The organism is Nitrospirillum guaranorum (genome assembly GCF_034653275.1).
GTDB lineage: Bacteria > Pseudomonadota > Alphaproteobacteria > Azospirillales > Azospirillaceae > Nitrospirillum.
Window position 1 is genome coordinate 1,634,874 of the sequence record NZ_JAYEES010000003.1, and the last position, 17,180, is coordinate 1,652,053.

15 protein-coding genes are annotated in these 17,180 nt (G+C 67.7%); 4 read left to right on the plus strand and 11 right to left on the minus strand.

The annotated features are described in order from the left end of the window. Positions 1–26 precede the first annotated feature (26 nt). From UAJ10_RS16480 to UAJ10_RS16500, 5 genes are all read right to left on the minus strand, one after another. Entirely contained in the window at positions 27–719 is a 693-nt protein-coding gene (locus tag UAJ10_RS16480; protein WP_322916312.1) for a flagellar hook capping FlgD N-terminal domain-containing protein, read from the minus strand. Between the two features lie 25 nt (positions 720–744). Then, a complete protein-coding gene (locus tag UAJ10_RS16485; RefSeq protein WP_322916313.1) occupies positions 745–2,856 on the minus strand; it encodes a flagellar hook-length control protein FliK in 2,112 nt (703 codons plus the stop codon). Between the two features lie 411 nt (positions 2,857–3,267). Next, positions 3,268–3,762, minus strand: a complete 495-nt coding sequence (locus UAJ10_RS16490; RefSeq protein WP_322916314.1) for a hypothetical protein — start codon at positions 3,760–3,762, stop codon at positions 3,268–3,270. Beyond that, positions 3,759–4,268, minus strand: a complete 510-nt coding sequence (locus tag UAJ10_RS16495; RefSeq protein WP_322916315.1) for a rod-binding protein — start codon at positions 4,266–4,268, stop codon at positions 3,759–3,761. The genes UAJ10_RS16490 and UAJ10_RS16495 overlap by 4 nt, the downstream gene beginning before the upstream one ends. After that, on the minus strand, positions 4,268–5,449 hold the full coding sequence (locus tag UAJ10_RS16500) for a flagellar basal body P-ring protein FlgI (protein WP_322916316.1): 1,182 nt from the start codon (positions 5,447–5,449) through the stop codon (positions 4,268–4,270). Before UAJ10_RS16500 ends, UAJ10_RS16495 begins: the two co-directional genes overlap by 1 nt. Positions 5,450–5,778: 329 nt before the next feature. Between UAJ10_RS16500 and UAJ10_RS16505 the strand changes: the two genes are divergently transcribed. Beyond that, entirely contained in the window at positions 5,779–6,201 is a 423-nt protein-coding gene (locus UAJ10_RS16505) for a flagellar assembly protein FliX (protein ID WP_322916317.1), read from the plus strand. Positions 6,202–6,434: 233 nt separating this feature from the next. Beyond that, positions 6,435–6,854, plus strand: coding sequence for an RNA polymerase-binding protein DksA (gene dksA, locus UAJ10_RS16510; RefSeq protein WP_004272667.1), 420 nt, complete (start codon positions 6,435–6,437; stop codon positions 6,852–6,854). Positions 6,855–6,949: 95 nt separating this feature from the next. Here the strand turns inward: dksA and UAJ10_RS16515 are convergent, their stop codons facing one another. Further along, the gene (locus UAJ10_RS16515) at positions 6,950–7,951 is read right to left on the minus strand and encodes an AraC family transcriptional regulator (protein WP_322916318.1); all 1,002 of its coding nucleotides are present in this window, start codon (positions 7,949–7,951) and stop codon (positions 6,950–6,952) included. Between the two features lie 462 nt (positions 7,952–8,413). Between UAJ10_RS16515 and UAJ10_RS16520 the strand changes: the two genes are divergently transcribed. After that, positions 8,414–9,841, plus strand: a complete 1,428-nt coding sequence (locus tag UAJ10_RS16520) for a methyl-accepting chemotaxis protein (protein ID WP_322916319.1) — start codon at positions 8,414–8,416, stop codon at positions 9,839–9,841. A gap of 222 nt (positions 9,842–10,063) precedes the next feature. Here the strand turns inward: UAJ10_RS16520 and flgH are convergent, their stop codons facing one another. The 5 genes from flgH to UAJ10_RS16545 form a co-directional block, all read right to left on the minus strand. Next, positions 10,064–10,819, minus strand: a complete 756-nt coding sequence (gene flgH, locus UAJ10_RS16525) for a flagellar basal body L-ring protein FlgH (RefSeq protein ID WP_322916320.1) — start codon at positions 10,817–10,819, stop codon at positions 10,064–10,066. An 11-nt stretch (positions 10,820–10,830) separates the two neighbouring features. Further along, positions 10,831–11,805 (minus strand): flagellar basal body P-ring formation chaperone FlgA, encoded by a 975-nt coding sequence (flgA, locus tag UAJ10_RS16530; RefSeq protein WP_322916321.1) that lies wholly within the window; start codon positions 11,803–11,805, stop codon positions 10,831–10,833. A gap of 25 nt (positions 11,806–11,830) precedes the next feature. Next, entirely contained in the window at positions 11,831–12,616 is a 786-nt protein-coding gene (flgG, locus tag UAJ10_RS16535) for a flagellar basal-body rod protein FlgG (RefSeq protein ID WP_145609227.1), read from the minus strand. A 37-nt stretch (positions 12,617–12,653) separates the two neighbouring features. Then, a complete protein-coding gene (flgF, locus tag UAJ10_RS16540; protein WP_322916322.1) occupies positions 12,654–13,373 on the minus strand; it encodes a flagellar basal-body rod protein FlgF in 720 nt (239 codons plus the stop codon). Positions 13,374–13,664: 291 nt separating this feature from the next. After that, positions 13,665–14,141, minus strand: a complete 477-nt coding sequence (locus tag UAJ10_RS16545; RefSeq protein ID WP_004272662.1) for a peptidylprolyl isomerase — start codon at positions 14,139–14,141, stop codon at positions 13,665–13,667. A gap of 351 nt (positions 14,142–14,492) precedes the next feature. On the opposite strand from UAJ10_RS16545, the gene UAJ10_RS16550 reads away from it, so the two are divergent. Beyond that, entirely contained in the window at positions 14,493–17,030 is a 2,538-nt protein-coding gene (locus UAJ10_RS16550) for an intermembrane phospholipid transport protein YdbH family protein (RefSeq protein WP_322916323.1), read from the plus strand. The last annotated feature ends 150 nt before the right edge of the window (positions 17,031–17,180 follow it).

A 17,180-nucleotide genomic window follows, 5' to 3' on the forward strand; every position in this document is an offset into this window, starting at 1 on the left:
CACTTTCAGGCAGGTTGCCCGGCGGCTTACGCGCCGGCCAGCACGGTGGTGACGTCGCTCATGTTCACGGTCATGTCCCCCATCTGCAGGGTGGGCGTGGCGCCGGACATGTCGACGCCGGTCACCTTGCCCGCCACCTTCACGGTGGTGTTCACCGCCTTGCCGCTGCTGTCGGTGGCGGTGACCTTCACGCTGTAGGTGCCGTCGGGCAGAACCTTGCCGGAGCTGTCCTTGCCGTCCCAGGAATAGTTGTGGGTGCCGGCGGCGCCCGACACGTCGGTGGTGCTGACCAGGGCGCCGGTGCTGTCATAGACCGACATGGTGGCGGAGGCGGCGGTGCTGCCATACGTGACGGAGACGTTGGCTGTGCTGTTCTGCAGCGGGAACTGGTCTCCCTGCATCTCCACATATTTGCCCAGGTAGTTCAGCGCCTGGCTGGACTGGCCCCCGGCCAGCGTCGACTGGATCGCCTTCAGCTGGTTGTTGGCTTCGATCTGCTGCTCGACCGAGCTCATCTGCACCAGCTGCTGGGTCATCTGGTTGGTGTCCATGGGCGACGTCGGATCCTGGTTCTTCAGCTGCGTGGTCAGCAGCGTCAGGAACGTCGTGTAATTGTTCGTCAGATCGCTCAGCGGATTGCTGGCTGGCGTGTTGCTGCCCGACGAACCGCTGGGGTTGACGTTGTTGGTGTTGCTGGAACCGCTGACGGCATCGGTCATGATCACTACTCCCTCAAATCTATCGTCAGATCCGCACGTCGACGCGGCCGAGCGACGGGATGATGGTGTCTTCTGACGCGGCCTCCTCGGGGGCGGCCGTGTCGTCCATGGAGAATTGGGCGCCGTTCTGCCCGCCGCGGCGTTCCTGCTGCTGCTGGGCCTGGCTGTCGTCCTTCAGGTTGAAGGACAGGCTGTCATTGTCGGTCTGCAAGCCGGCATCCTGCAGGGCGCTCTTCAAGTCATCGGAGTTGCGCTGCAGCAGGTCCAGCGTCTTGGCGTTGTCCGCCGTCACGCTGGCCCGCACCTTGCCGTCCTTGTGGAAGTCAAGCTTCACGTCGATGCTGCCCATGTCGTCCGGGGTCAGCTGGATGGTGACGCTGTCCATGCCGTTGCTGGCGGCCTTCTGGAAGCCCATCGTGACCTGTTGCAGCACCGGCGGGTACTGCGCCGGGCGGGCCGCCTGGGCCGCGCCGGCCATCTGGGCGGCGAAGCCGGTGGGGAAGGTGTGCTGGCCGTCGACCAGGCCCATGAAGCCGTTGGCATTCAGCGCCGCGTCACTGGCCGAGACCGAGCCGCTGCTGCCGTCCGTGGCGGCCGGCAGCAGGCCGTTCTCCGTCGTGGCCAGCAGGCCGTTGCTGGCGGTGTTGGCCCGCCCGGCTTGCTGCTGCTGCAACAAGGCCTGCAGGGTGGCCTGGGCTGAGGTCGGGCTGGTGGCCGCGTTGCCATTGGCGACCGCGTTGCCCAGTGTCGCCATGGGCGCCGCCGCCGGCGTCGCCGCGTCACCCACCCTCGCCAAGGGGGCCGCGGCGGCGGCATGGGCGTCCGCATAGATCATGCCGTTGTCGGCCGGCGCGGCCAGGACACCGTTGCTGCCACTGTCGTCGGTGGCGCTGCCGGCGGTCTGTTGCCGGGTCTGGTCGGCGGTGGCGGCCCCGGACTTCTGGTCGGAGAGGGTCGTGGCGGTCACGGTGGCGCCCTGTGGCTTCAGCGTATCGCCCCTGGCGCCCTTGGGCGCGCCGGTCTTGAGGCCGGAGCCGGAGGTGGCGACGCCGTCGGCCTTGCCCGTCTTGGATGCGCCGTCCGTCGCGGCGGGGGCCGTGGCGGCCAGCGCGGCGGCAACGGCCACGGTACCGGCCTGGGCCTGCGCCGTTTGGGTCTGGACGGTTTGGGTTTGAGCCACCTGGGTCTGAGCCGCCTGAGTCTGGGCCGGGGCGGCACTAACGGGCGGAACCGTGGTGGATGCGCGGCTGGTGGTCGGCGGGGTGCCGGCGGCCAGCGCCGCGGCCTTCTGGTCGGCCACGGCCAGGCTGGCGGCTGCCGCGGAGGTGGCGGCGCCCTTGGCGGGCGCGACCGGGGCCGCCTGCATGGCCTGGGCCGCCAGCGCCGCGTCGGCGGCGGTGGGCTCGGTCACCGGCGTCATGCCGAGCAGCGCCATGCCCGTCTGGGATAAGCCCGCCTGGGATGCGCCAATCGGGGATGCGCCAATCTGGGACGCGTCCACCGGGACCGCATCGGCTTTGGCGGCGTTGGCCTGGATCGCGTCCGTCTGGACGATGGCGGGCTGGGCGGTGGCGGCTGGGGCGACGGATTGGCTGGCGGCCATCGCGTCCGTGGCGGCATCGGCCTTGATGGCGTCCGAAGGCGTCTGGCCGGCGGCGGTCGGCGTGGCCGGAGCGGGCGGGTTGGGCTGCGGCTGCCCGCCCATGGCGGCGGCCAGCGCCGCCAGCGTGGTGTCGGTGGCGGCGCCGTCCTGAGAGGTGGCGGTCTGGCCGTCGGTGGCGCTGTCGGCCGCATCGGCCATGGCGGTCTTGGCCGACCAGTGGGTTTGCGTCCAGCCGGTGGCGGCCTGCAGGGCCGATGGCGTGTTGGCGGTGATGCCGGTCATCAGGGCGGTCACGGCCGTGCCCGTGGTGGCGCTGGCCGGGACCAGGCCGCCCTTGGCCTGCGCGCCACCCTTGCCTGTGGCGAAGGGAATGGTGGACGGCGTGAAGGGGGAGGGGATCGCGGCGCCATTGGCGCCGCCCGCGCCCTGGCCGGCGGTGAGAAAGGCGCCGCCCTGGGCCGCCGACTGGGCGCCGGTGGTGTTGGCGTCGACCATGCCGCTCAGCAACTGGGTGAACAGAATCCGCCGCCTCACCGCCCGCCACCGTGCCGCCCAGGATGCCGGACGCGGTCGTCCCCTGCGTGGGGAACAGGCTTTGAACGGACTGGAAACCGGTCATGTGTCGCTTCCTCGGGCCTGGACGCGTCCATCGCCGGATGGCGGGGACGGTGGCGGGCAAGACGCCCACCGCCTGGGAAAGCAATCGACGTGCCAGGCGGCGGCAAGGTCCGGGCCCAGGTTTTCCAAGGGTTTTCAGGGGGGAGGAACCGAGCGGCGGAGAAAACTCCTGCCGGGGATGGGAGCTTCTTGCCGCAGGGGGCAGAATTTGCCGCCCCGTCGGAACCCTCCCCACGGGCGTCCCCATGCGCCATCGCCCGCCACCGGCGTGGCGGCCAGGGCGGGGTGGGGTGAACGCCTAGGGGGTGCCAGGAGAGGAGGATCAGGTCACAGGCACTGGTTCACGGCCAGGGGTGGAATGCCGGCCCGGCGATAGCCCGCCGGACGGGCGGCGCCATGCTTGGCGACATAACCCTGTTCCTGGTTGCGCTGCTTGTTGATGGTATTGACCATGATGTTGACCACCGATTGCGCCACGGCGGCCGCGGCCCGCAGCGTGGTCGCGTTCTCCATGGATTCCTTGTGGAACACCTCGGCCAGGCTTTTCATGCGCGCCTTCAACTCCGGATTGAGGGCGCGCAAGCCCACCATGTCCAGGCTGATGATGCGCACCGCGTCCTCATAGCTTTTGGTCAGCAGGTGCTTACGCTCCACCAGGGCCAGCATGGCCTTGATGTCGCGCTTTTTCAGCAATGCCGTTTCTTCCTGGTACAGCGCCATCAGCCGCTCCATGGCGGCGATCAGCGACAGGGCGCGGGCTTCGGCCGGGCTGGCCATGACCGGGGCGGGCGGCGGCAGGGAGGGGGTGTCGCTGGGCGTCATGGCTTGTCATCCGATGCGTCGTCGGAACCGGTGGGCAGGCTGGCGGCGGCGTCCAGTGGCAGGTGCTGGGCCAGCGAGGCCTGAGCTTGGGCATAGGCGTTCTTGGGCGCCGATGCGCCGGCGGCGGAAGCGGCGTTCTGGGCGCGGTGCAGCGGGTCGGCGCCGGCCGCCTTCTCCTGCATGCGCATCATTTCCTTTTTGATTTCATCGGCGATGCCCAGGCCACCGCCCTTGGTGATGGCCTTGGCCTGCTCTTCGATCATCATGCCGCGGAACATCTCCTCCGCATGGCCGCCGCCGAAGTTCTCGTCGACCTTCACGCCTTCCCACATGTGTTGCAGCATCTGGCTGATGAAGACGGACTCGAACTCCTTGGCCGCCTTCTCGATGGCCGCGTCGTCCTTCATGCCGCTTCCGGGGCTGGCCTGCGTCTTGGGCATTCCTTTGGCGTCGGCCAGGGCCTTCGCGTCGTAGCCGGGGGGCGACAGCTTCATGTCGTCGCTCATCACATCACCTTCAGTTCGGCCTGTAGGGCGCCGGCGGCCTTGATCGATTGCAGGATGGAGATCATGTCGCGGGGGCTGACCCCGAGCGCGTTCAGGCTTTGCACCAGATCCTGCAAGGACACGCCGGAGGGCAGGATGGCCAGCTTCTTGCCCTGCCCGTCATCCACCTGGATGTTGGTGCGGGGCACGGTGGTGGTGGTGCCGCCGCTCAGGGGGCCGGGCTGGGAGACCTGCGGCGTCTCCGTGATCTTGATGGTCAGGTTGCCCTGGGCGATGGCGACCGTGTTGATGCGCACGTTCTCACCCATCACGATCACACCTGACGCCTCGTCGATGACCACGGTGGCGGGGTTGTCCGGAGCCACCTTCAGCTGTTCGATGTCGCGCATGAAGCCCACCAGGTCGGCCTTGCGGCCGGCCGGCACGTTCACCGTCACGTTGGACGGGTCCATGGCCATGGCCGTGCCCATGCCGATGGCTGCGTTGATGGCGTCGGCGATGCGCTTGGCGGTGGTGAAATCAGGATTGTGCAGGGCCAGGTGCAGGGCCTGCATGTCCGACATCCGGAAGTCCACAGTGCGCTCCACCAGGGCGCCGGCGGCGATGCGGCCGGCGGTGGGGACGCCGCGCGTGACGCTGGCGGCGGCACCTTGCGCGGTGAAGCCGGAAATGGCCACGGGGCCCTGGGCCACCGCGTAGACGTCACCGTCGGGCGCCAGCAGGGGGGTGCCCACCAGGATGCCGCCCTGCAGGCTCTTGGCGTCGCCCAGCGTGCCCACCTGCACGTCGATGCGCGTCCCCTGCGCCGCGAAGGGGGGCAGGGTGGCGGTGACCATGACCGCCGCCACGTTCTTGGTGGTCAGCGTGGTGCCGCGGATGTTCACGCCCAGTCGCTCCAGCATGCCGTACAGGCTCTGCTGCGTGAAGGGCGCGTTGTTGATGGTGTCGCCGGTGCCGTTCAGGCCGACGACCAGGCCGTAGCCCACCAGGACGTTGTCGCGCACGCCCTCCACATCCACGATGTCCTTCAGGCGCGACTGGGCGCCAGCCGGTTGGGTGGCGCCCAGGGCGAGGACGGCGGCCAGCACGACGGCGGCGCGCTTCAGGGCGCGGCCCAGGGCGGTGCCCAAGGCCGTGGTGGAACGGATGCGGGCGTTCGTGAACGTGTCGTGCGTGAACACGGGGGGATACTCCCTGAAACAGATGCCGCTCCCCTAGCGAACTTCATGCCAACCGCAGCATGCGCCCAAATCCGCCGGATTCCCAGGTTCCGGCCGCTGTCCGCCGCCGGAACCTGGCCGACAGCCTGCGGTTATGACCAGAGGCGGCCGAATATCCCCGGCAAAAATTGCCCTATGCGCGTCTTCCCTGCGGGTGGTAACAATAGGACAGGCCGCAGGCCCGCCAAGCCGGCGGAATCGCCCCCTTTTTCCGGTTCTGTCGGGGGAGGAACGGGTGATGAGGTCCGGGTGTGCCGGGCGGCTGGCCCAGATTGCGGTGGCGGCACGACATGAAAATCCAAGGTCCCGGTTCGTCCCTTCCCTCCAGCCAGACGCGCAAAACGCAACGGGCCGGCGGCGACAGCTTCCGTACCCAGGTCTCGGAAGGCGACGGTGACGAGGGTGTGAAGTCCGTGACCGGCGCGCAGACCGCGATGGCGATCACGCCGCTGCTGGCCCTGCAAGAGGTCGATGACGCGCTGAACTCCAAGCGCAAGGCCCGCCAGCGCGCGGAAAACCTGTTGGACAAGCTGGAGGAACTGCGTCTGGGTCTGCTGGCCGGCACCTTCCCGCGCGAGCGGCTGCAGGACCTGGTGCGCATGGTGCAGAGCCGGCGCGAAACCGTGGCCGATCCGCGCTTGCAGGACGTGCTGGATGAGATCGACCTCCGGGCCCAGGTGGAACTGGCGAAGTTCGAATCGGCTTCGCGCTGAGGGGCGGCCCAGGGGTGGCGCCCGCGGGCGGAGAGCCCGTCCTATTCTTATACGCTTATATCTGTAATCCGAATGGCCGGCCGCCTTCTCGCTTTGGGCGGGAGTGGGCAAAATCACCATCCATTTCAGTGACTTAAACATCGCATGCGGATGCTGAGCGCAGTATTGCGGGTTGCGTTGCGTCTCCCTATACTCCGCGCCGTCTCGATCACACTGGATTCGGACCAAAACATATGTCGTCTCCGATACTTCCCCCGGATTACCGCCCGTCCGAGGATGAGCCGTACATGAGCCCCGTGATGACGGAGTACTTCCGTCAGAAGCTGCTGCAATGGCGCGCGGAGCTTTTGAAAGAGTCCACCGAAACCCTGGTCAATCTTCAGGACGGCGGCATTCAGGAACCGGACATCGCCGACCGCGCCTCGGCGGAAACCGACCGTTCCCTGGAACTGCGCACCCGGGACCGGGAGCGCAAGCTGATCAGCAAGATCGATGAGGCCATCGAACGAATCGAGCTGGGTGAATACGGCTATTGCGAGGAAACCGGGGAGCCCATCGGCGTCCGCCGCCTGGAGGCCCGCCCCATCGCCACCCTGTCGGTGGAAGCCCAGGAGCGGCATGAGCGCATGGAGCGTACGCAGCGCGACGATTGAACCCCGCCAACCGGCTCCGCCTCGCCATGGCTTGGGCGGGGCGGCGGTCGGATGCAGGTGGGCGTGGCGGCCCCGGGGGCCGTCACGCCACCAGTTTAGTATAGGTTCCTGTGCCGGCGCAGAACGGTGGACGGTGTTTCGCCGAATGCCGCCAGAAAATCCTTGCTGAAACGACTTAGATCGCCGTACCCGCAGGAAAGGGCGATCTCCGTCACGGTGAGCCCGGGCAGACCGCTTTCCGCCATGAGGCGCGCGCGTTTCAGCCGCGTCCGCTTCAAGAATTCCATGGGTGAATAGCCGCGGTGTTCGGCGAAGGCGCGGAAGACACTGCGCGCGCTGGCTCCGGTCGCCGTGACGATATCCTCGATCGTCAGGGGATCGTCGGCGTGGGCTTCAATGAAGTCTTCCGCCCGTCGTACCTGCCATGGCGCGATCCCACGAACAGGGCCGTCCAGGATGGGCCGGTAGTCATGCGCGCCGGTGACCAGCAATGCTGTCGTCAGCGCCTGCTCCAACTCCGCGAGAACCAAGCGACCAGCCGGCCCGGGCAAGTTGTTCGCCGCGTTGGCCAAGTTGGAGAGGATCTCCCTCAAGGCGCGCCCGTTTGGGGTCTGAAGGTCCAGCGCGGCTTTGAAGTTCAGCGGACCGTCGACAGCCTCGCCCGTCAGGGCGGCGAGTTTCCGGGTCAACATCGCCACTGGCACGCGCCAGGCGAACTGCTGGAATCCCTGATGAAAGTCGATCTTCGCATCGGCGGAGGAGACGCAGGCCATGGTTGGGGCCAAGGCGACATCCTGACCGGCGGTGCTTGTCTGGCCGCTTCCCGTCCAAGGGATTTGCAGCCTCATGTACGTCCCTTCACCAAAGCCCAGGGTGACGGGAAAGCCATAAGAACAGAACCAGAGATCGCTTCCCGGCAGACGGCAATGGTTCGCCCGGGTGTCGCAGGTCGGGATTGACGCGGGCCCGCGCAGAACCGTGGCGGCGAGGCGGCTCTCGGCGAACGCCATGGCTTCGTCCGTCTTCGATGTGTTGAAGGACAGGTGATTGGACAGCGGTAAGGGGGCTGTTTCCGCGTCGTTGCGTGTTGCGGCCAACGTCCTGTCGTCCTCGCGCTCAGGTCACATGACGATCATGCGGGCATTGATTCGTACCATCCACATGGCGGCGATGCCATTGAGCCAAATCAAACCTAACCCAAAGAGCACTGGATTTGGCACTTGCTGCCAAATTTCGGCGCCACATGACAAGTAAAAATACGAATGTGTGCCAGGATAAAATGTCGCATTGCCAACAAATATAGATTAACTGTGCACAGTTATAATAGCTTAATACGACCAAACTCTGGTTGATATATATCCTTTATATTCTGATCGTATTTTACGGATCAACATTTCGTTAACATTTTTTGCTTTTAATCGACATTGTTCAGATCGGCGGAAGATGAGTTTTTTGGCAGCGATACGCTATCACCCCCCGCCAGATCAGTCGGGAATACATGGAGGTGCCCAATGTTCGAAACGCGTCGCAGCCGTGAAATGGCTGGGAAGTTGGCGGCCTTGGACAAGTCCCAAGCCATCATCGAGTTTGCCCTCGATGGCACGATCCTGGCGGCCAACGCCAATTTCCTGCAGGTCATGGGCTATGACTGGGGTGAAATCAAAGGCCGCCACCACAGCCTGTTCGTGGAGCCGAAGCTCAAGGACAGCGCCGAGTACGCGCAGTTCTGGGACGCTTTGCGCCGGGGCGAGTTCCAGGCGGCGCAGTTTAAACGGATCGGCAAGGGCGGCAAGGAGGTCTGGATCGAGGCGTCCTACAATCCGATCTGCGACCGTAAGGGGCGGCCCTTCAAGGTCGTCAAATTCGCCACCGACGTGACGGCGCAGAAGATGGAATACGTCGACATGCGCGGCCAGGTGGAGGCGATCAACAAATCCCAGGCGGTTATCGAGTTCGCGATGGATGGGACGATCCTTGCCGCCAACGGGAATTTCCTGCGAACCATGGGCTATTCGCTCGATGAGATAAGGGGCCGCCACCACAGCTTATTTATCGATGCGGAGACACGGGACAGCGGTGCTTACGAGGCTTTCTGGCGGGATCTGCGGCGGGGTGAATTCCGCGCGGCGCAATTCAAACGGCTCGGCAAAGGCGGCAAGGAGGTTTGGATCGAGGCGTCCTACAATCCCATCCTCGACCTAAACGGCACGCCGTTCAAAGTGGTGAAGTATGCGACGGACATCACCGACCATGTCCAGACGATGGCTGACCTGAAGACCCTCATCGATCGGAACTTCGGTGAGATCGATCAGGCCGTGACGCAGTCGACCCAGCAGTCCGAGGACGCCGCCCAGGCCGCGGGCGAAACGTCCGGCGCGGTCCAGATGATGGCGTCAAGCGCGGAGGAACTGGCCGCGTCCATCCGGGAAATCGCGCAGAGCATGACCCAGTCCCGGTCGGCGACGGAAAACACCGCTGAACTGGCGGCGGGCGCCGACGCGGCCACCCAGCGCCTGGCGGCGGTGGCCAAATCGATGGAAGGCGTGGTTGACGTGATCCGCACCATCGCCGGGCAGATCAATTTGCTGGCCTTGAACGCGACCATCGAGGCGGCGCGGGCGGGAGACGCCGGTAAGGGCTTCGCCGTAGTGGCGACGGAGGTCAAGAACCTGGCCAACCAGTCCGCGAAGGCCACCCAGAAGATCTCGGAGGAGATCGAGGGTATGCAGGCCGTGTCCGATGACGTGGTCGGCTCGCTGGACGCCATCCGCCAATCCATCAACACGGTACGGGAGTTCGTGGCATCGACCGCCAGCGCCGTGGAGGAGCAGAGCGCCGTCACCCGCGACATGTCGTCGAACATGCAGAAGACGGCGGGTGCCGTGGAAACGGTGACCCGCAGCCTGTCCAGCATCTCGGCCGCCAATCAGCAGGTGGGCGAGGCCGTGGGGCGGACCAAGGAGGCCGCCCGCGTCCTGGCCCGCTAGTCTCAGAGGCTGCCAGTACCTGGATAAAAGAAGGGCCGGTGCACGCGACACCGGCCCTTTTCAGTTTGTTCGAGGTCAACAAAGGTCCACAGAGGCCCCGTGGACGTGGGGGACTAACAGGCGAAAATGGAACGCGGGTGATCCGCTGCCGCCGCGACGGCCGGAAGGCTGATGGAGAGCCCGACGGCGGGGGCACCGCCGGGCCGCTGGATCAGGCGGTCATCAGAAGGGCAGGAGGACATCCAGCAGCTGCTGGCCGTAGCGTTCCTGCTGCACGTCGGTGATCTGGCCGCGGCCGCCGTAGGAGATGCGGGCTTCGGCGATCTTCTCGTACGAGATGGCGTTGGTGTTGTCGATGTCCTCGGGCCGGATGATGCCCTGGATGGTGAGCTCGCGCAGTTCGTAGTTCACGCGCACTTCCTGCTTGCCCTGGATGACGAGGTTGCCGTTGGGCAGCACCTGGGTGATCAGGGCGGCGATCTTCAGGTCGATCTTTTCCGAGCGGGCCACCGTGCCCTTGCCGTCCGACGCCTTGGCGCTGGTCGTGGACACCAGGCTGGAGGCCGAGGTGGCGGAGTTGAGCACCTTGGGGATCTGCGCCTCCAGGCCAAAGAAGTTGGGGATGCCCATGCTGTCGGAGTTGGCGCGCGACCGCTTGGTCTCGTTGGACACGTCGGCGCTGTCGTTGATGGAGATGGCGATGGTCAGGATGTCGCCGGTCTGGCTGGCGCGCTGATCCTTGAAGAAGGCGCGGGCGCCCGGGCGCCACAGCGAGTTGGCCTGGCGCTCCAGCACCGGCGGGGTCGGCATGGGCATGCGCACCGGCTGGTAGCCCTTCTGCGTCGTGGGGTCGGACAGGGTGCTCATGTCCGGCGCCTTGCCGATGTTGTTGATGCGGTCGACGGCGCCACAGCCGCTGAGCGCCACGGTGGCGACGGTGGCGATGAGGAGAGCGCGGATGGTGGAAGGCACAGGCATGATGTCTCTCCTCAATTCAGGGCGGTGCGGGTGGTGCGGGCGGTGGCTATAGGGGCCTGGGCCGTTGGTTGCACCATGACCAGGTCGGGGCCGGCCACGCGGGCGTCGATGGTCCGGTTGCTGGCGGTGTTGGTGACGCGGATGATCTCGTTGACGCCGCCTTCGGTCTGGGCGCGGCCCTGGACCGTCAGGATCATGTTGCCGGACTGCAGCATCATGGTGACCAGGGCGCCGCGGGTGACCACCACCGGCGCCCGCACCTCGTCGGTGCGCACCGGCTGGTAGGGGCTGGCGCCGTGGCGCACGGTCAGGCCGATCAGGTCGCGGGCCTCGGTCACCACGTCGCCGCTGATGCGGGTGCGCGGCACCTTGGTCCATTCCACGTCGCTGGCGGCGATGGTCTCGCCCGGGGCCACGCGGCGGTTCAGCACCGGCAGGGTGACCATGACGGCCACGCGGGCGCCGAAGCTTTGACGGATGACGGGGTCGCCCTTGGCCGGGATGACCAGGTCGCCGGTGGCGCGGCCGCGGGCGGCGTCGTAGTTCACGTTGGTGAAGCCGATGCTGCTGTCGCTGTTGGCCGGCAGGCGCAGGATTGTGCCGGGGTTGTCCAGCTGCACTTCCATGCCGGCCGGCGCGCCGGCGTCGGCCAGGGCCTTGGTGAAGGCGGCCTGGATCTGGTCGGCGGTCACGTCCACCGAGGGGCGGCTGACGATCACGCGCTCATTGCCGGTCGACTTCCAATTCACGCCGTTGGCGGCGGCGATGCGGTCCAGCACCGTGGCGTCGTAGGTGATGCGGTGGCCGGGCGCCGGGGCCTGGCCGATGACGATGGCGGCCTGGTTGGGGCCCAGCGCGTCGAACAGGTCGCCCAGGTGGATGGTGTCGGCGTTGACGTCCACGTCGCCATGCAGGTCGGCGGCCATGGCGGCGCCGGCGCTGAAGAGGATGCTGGTGCCCAGCAGGATGGTGGCCAAGGCTTTCATGACTGTTCTCCGCTTCCCGCCGCCGTCACTTCATGTTCGTGATGGACTGCAGCATCTGGTCCGTCGTGGTCACGACGCGCGAGTTCATCTCGTAGGCGCGCTGCGCCTGGATCAGGTTGGTGATCTCGGTCACGACGTTGACGTTGGAGGTTTCCAGCGCGTTCTGGGTGATGCGGCCGAAACCGGTGGAGCCGGGGACGGCGGTGGCCGGCTGGCCCGAGGCCGGGGTTTCCAGCAGCAGGTTGTCGCCGATGGCCTCCAGGCCGGCCGCGTTGGGGAAGTTCGCCAGGGTCAGCTGGCCGACGATGGCCGGGTTCACCTGGCCGTCGATCTTGGCCTGCACCTGGCCCGAGGCGTCCACCGAGATGTCCACCGCGTTCTGCGGGATGGTGAAGCCGGGGTTCAGCAGGTAGCCGTCGGAGGTGACGACCTGGCTGTTGGCGTTCAGCGAGAAGGAGCCGGCGCGGGTATAGGCGATCTGACCGCTGGGCAGCGTCACCTGGAAGAAGCCGTTGCCGTTGATCGCCAGGTCCAGGCTGTTGCCGGTGGTGGTGATGTTGCCCTGCTCGTTGATGCGGTAAACGGCGGCCGTCTTCACGCCGGCGCCGATCTGGATGCCGGTGGGGACGATGGTGCCGGCGTCGGACGAGTTGGAACCGACGCGGCGCATGTTCTGGTAGAGCAGGTCCTGGAATTCGGCGCGCTGGCGCTTGAACCCGGTCGTCGTCATGTTCGCGATGTTGTTCGAGATGACTTCGACGTTGGTCTGCTGGGCCTGCATGCCCGTGGCGGCGATGGAGAGGCTGCGCATAATCTGTTTCTCCTACTTCTTCGGCGTCACGGAGGCGTTATTGGGCTTTGGCGAGGTGGGTGATCGCGTTGCGGATGCGATCGTGTTCCTCGTCCACCAGCTTCTGGGTCATCTGGTACTGGCGCAGCACGTCGATCATCACGGTGGATTCGACGATGGCCTGCACGTTGGAGGCTTCGACGGCGCCCTGCGTCACCTGCGGGTTGGCCGAGGGGCGCGGCGTCTGGGTCGTCGTCATCAGGCCGCCGCCCAAGGTCTGCATCTGCTGCTGGTCGTCGAAGCTGACGATCTTCAGCTTGCCCAGCTGGGCGCGGTCGGCCATCACGGTGCCGTCGCCTTGGATCTTCAGGTCGGTGGTGCCGTCGGGGACGGTGATGCGGTTGTCGTTGGTGTCCAGCACGGGCAGGCCGTTCTGGTCCACGATCTCACGACGGTCGTTCAGCTGGAAATTGCCGGCGCGGGTGTAGCGCGGGCCGGACAGGGTCTCCACCGTGAAGTACCCGTCGCCCTTCAGCGCCAGGTCCAGGGTGTTGTTCGTCACCTGCAGGGCGCCGGCGCGGGTGTCGCGCATCAGGCCGTAGTCCTGGACGAAGGAGACCCGTTCGCCGCGGGCCGGCTTCTCCAGGTATTCCTGGAACAGCATGCGCTGCTGCTTGTAGCCCGTCGTGTTCATGTTGGCGATGTTGTTCGCCACCACATCCAGCTGCCGGGACAGCGCCTCCTGACGGGACAGCGCCACGTAAATCGGGTTTTCCATTTTCGCCTCGAACGCCGCTGCCGGTCGATGCCGGCCGCTTGTTAGTCGCCTCCCTATATGCAGGGGGCGTGCCAACATCCGAGGTGTAGGAAATTCAAATGCTTAGCTAGGGATGGGGTAGGCAGGGGCGGCAGGGGCTTCCCCTCGCGGCAGTTTCTGCCGGACCAGGCGGGCCAAACCCGCCCCGGGGGGCCGTTTTTACCCCCGGTCCAGCATCCGCCCCAAAAGCGGACCGCCCGCCCCCTTAGGGGGCGGGCGGTCGAACCTTGAACTGGATGAAGGATGCCAGGATCAGGCGGCGTCGGCCGCGACCTGCATCTTCACGATCTTGTCCGGGTCGGTGACGCTGCCGTTGTCGCGGCGGCTGCCCTTCTTCAGGGCGTCGACGAATTCCATGCCCTCGGTGACCTTGCCCCAGACGGTGTACTGGCGGTCCAGGAAGGTGGCGTCGTCGAAGCAGATGAAGAACTGGCTGTCGGCGCTGTCCGGGTTCATGGCGCGGGCCATGGAGCAGACGCCGCGCACATGCGGCTCGGCCGAGAACTCCGCCTTCAGCTTCTTGCCCGAACCGCCGGTGCCGTCGCCGATGGGGCAGCCGCCCTGGGCCATGAAGCCCTCGATGACGCGGTGGAAGCTCAGGCCGTTGTAGAAACCGTCGCGGGCCAGTTCCTTGATGCGGGCGACATGGTTGGGGGCCAAGTCGGGGCGGAGCGCGATGACGACGCGGCCGGCCGGCAGGTCGAGATACAGGGTGTTCTCAAGATCCATTTTGGGAAGCTCGTTCTTGTGGTGGGCGCGTCCGTGTCCGGCTTTGCCGGTCGGCGGACCATAGCGCCCCCGCTGGCCGATTTGAACCGCCCTTCTGGCGCAGCCGCCCCCCGCCTGCGGCAAAATTGGCGGGTGGGGGACCCAAAATCGGCAAGCGGCTTGCATAAGGAGGCGGTCAAGACGAGGCGGTCAAGGTCGGCGACCGGATCTTCTTGCCGCACACAGGGGGCTGTGGCGGCTTGTGGTCCGTCGCGGCTCTTGTCACTCTCCACCAGGGTTCCGGGTGCCACCGGGGCCGGGAAGGGACCCGCATACCCCATGTCCATGCCGCCGTTACGGCCGCCGCCCGGAATGCGGCCCCCCGACCTGCGCGCGCCCAAGGCCAAGCGTCGCACGACGCCCGGCGCGGGACGCCTGCCGTCGTGGCGGGCCGCGTTGAAGGGGTGGCGGTGGCCCGTCCCGTTCAAGGCCGGGCTGCCGCCGTGGGGTGCCCGCTGGCTCTGGGGCTTGGTTCCCCTTACCCTGGCCATCGCGGGGGGCATTTTGGCCGGCCGGCTGATTCTGCCGGCCACAGCGGAGCAGCGGCTGAAGGCCGCCCTGGTCGAAGCGGGCTTCCCCGATGCCCAAGTGACCGTGCGGCACGCCGGCTGGGGCTGGCTGGAGGCGGGCGTGCGCCTGCAAGCGGGGTTGGAGGCCGACACCGCGCTGGTGACCTTCGCCGGCCTGGTGCCCTGGGGGCGGCCGGCGCGCCTGGCGCTGACCGGGATCAGCCTCGATGCCGGCCACCTGGATGGGCAGGCCTTGGCACGCTTGACGGATCTGCCCATCGACCATGTGGACATCGGTTCGGCCCAGCTGATCCATGGGGACTGGTCGATGCCTTTGGCCCTGCACGCCGCGCTCGACCGCACGGCGGGGGACGCGCCTGCGGCCGGCGCTTGGCAGGGGCAGGCGGTGATGGAGCCGGCGGCGGGCTGGCCGGCGCTGGCCGTGACCGTCAGCCTTACCCAGACGGCCGATGGTCCGGCATTGCGGCTGGCCGCGGCCCCGGGCGCCACCCCGATGGTGTCGGGCACCCTGGTTGCAGGCCCCAAGGGCACCGTCAAGGCTGAATTGACCGTGACGGACCTGCGCGTGCGCGACTGGGGTGGTCCCATGTCCGCCCATCTGGCGGCGCAAGGCGACGGGGACCGCTGGACCGTGAGCGCCACCGCCGAGACGCCCGATGCCCATCTGGCCCTGGAGGGCGCCAGGCCCTGGATCGGCATGCAGGGCGCCATGCCCGCCGCGCCATGGGGACTGACCCTGCGCGCCCGGGGGGCCGGGACCTGGAGTGGCGAGGGCCTGTTGACCGTGGCTGGCACAGCCGAGGGCGGGACTCTGGCCGTGACCGTCGCGGCGGACGGGATGACGGCGCCGGAACTGCCGCTGATGGCGGCCTTCCTCAACGCCGGCGGAAACCTGAAGCCGGAGGGCGATGGCGCCTGGCGCCTGGATCTGACCCGCCCGGCGCAGGTGGGGGGGCGGCTGCGGGATGGTCAGGGCACGCCGGTCAGCCTGGGCTGGGATCCCGGTGCCGACGGCCACTTCGCGGTGACCTGGCGCGGCGGCTGGGGCAAGGAGCGCCGGGGCCATGCCGAGGCGCGGGGCGCCTTGGTGGGGCGCCTGGGGCCGGCGGCCACGCCGCTCATCGCCGGGGGCACCACCGGCCTGCGTGTCACCGCCGATTGGGATGCCGGGGGCTTGAGCGCGCTGGAGGCGTCCGCCGAGGCGGTGCAGGCGCCGGCGCTGCTGGGGGGCACGCTGGAGGGGGCCCATCTGTCCGGCGGCTTCGATCGCGCCAACCGCGCCAATCCCTGGCAGCTGACCCTGGATGGCGGCCGTGTGCAGGGCACGATGCTGCCGCCCCTGGCCTTGGCCGTCACCCTGTCCGGCGATCCGGCCGCCACGCTGACCCTGGCAGGCCAGGCCCGGGGATTGGGCACACCCTTGGTCCTGGGGCTCAGCGGCCACTGGACCGCGTCGGAAAGGCGGGGGGAGGCGGCCGCCGTGCTGGAGCCGCTGACACTGTCCACCGTACCCGACCTCGCCCGCCTGCTGCCCGGCACCGGTCTGACGGGACCGGTCCAGGGCCTGGGCACGGTGGCGGGCCGCGCCCGCCTGTCGTGGGAGCAGGGGCGCCTGACCGGGTCGGGGGAGGTGCGGGCCGATGCCGTCAGCCTCGCCGGTCCCTCCCTGGCGATCGACGGCCTCAAGGGGCTGGTGGCGCTGGACGGGCTGTTCCCGCTGCATAGCCCGCCCGCCCAGCATATCGAGGCCAAGGCCGTGCGCGCGGCCCTGGCGGTGGAGGACGTCGGGTTGGATTTCCAGTTGGCGGAGGGCCGGGTGCTGCTGCAAGGCGGCGATCTGGCCTGGGCCGGCGGCCACGTGCATCTCTCGCCGGAGGAAGGCGGCGGCTTCAGCGCCACGGTGGCGGAGGTCGATTTGGCCCAGGCGTTGCCGGCTTGGGCGGCGGCCGGCTACACCCTGCAGGGAAAGCTGGGCGGGCGCCTGCTGGGGCGCTTCGACGGCATGGCGCCGGTGCTGGCCTTTGGCGGCCTGCAGGCGGAGGCGCCCGGCCATATCGGCTATGCGGACACGACCGGTGCCGGCGTGCCGGTGGTGCTGAACCCCGACCACAACGGCAAGGTGGCCCTGGTGACCCGGGCGCTGGCCGATTACGACTATCAAGCCCTGACGCTGGAGCCCAAGGGCCCCATCCTGACCGATCCCCGCGCCCGCCTGCTGCTGCGCGGCGTCAACCCGGGGTTCTACGGCGGCTATCCGGTCGACCTGGACCTGGAATTGGACGCCGGGGACCTGTCCGCCTCGGGAGGGCAGGGGCGGTGATAACAATCCCAACGATGTGAGGCACCACCTCACACCGTTCTCGGCCACGACTGCGGACGCCGGAAGTTTTGGGCTCAAGCCCTGAACTGAGCAGAGCGGGCGGGATGGCCGCGACCGGCGCTTGAGGGCCTGCCTACGGGGAACGGCCTG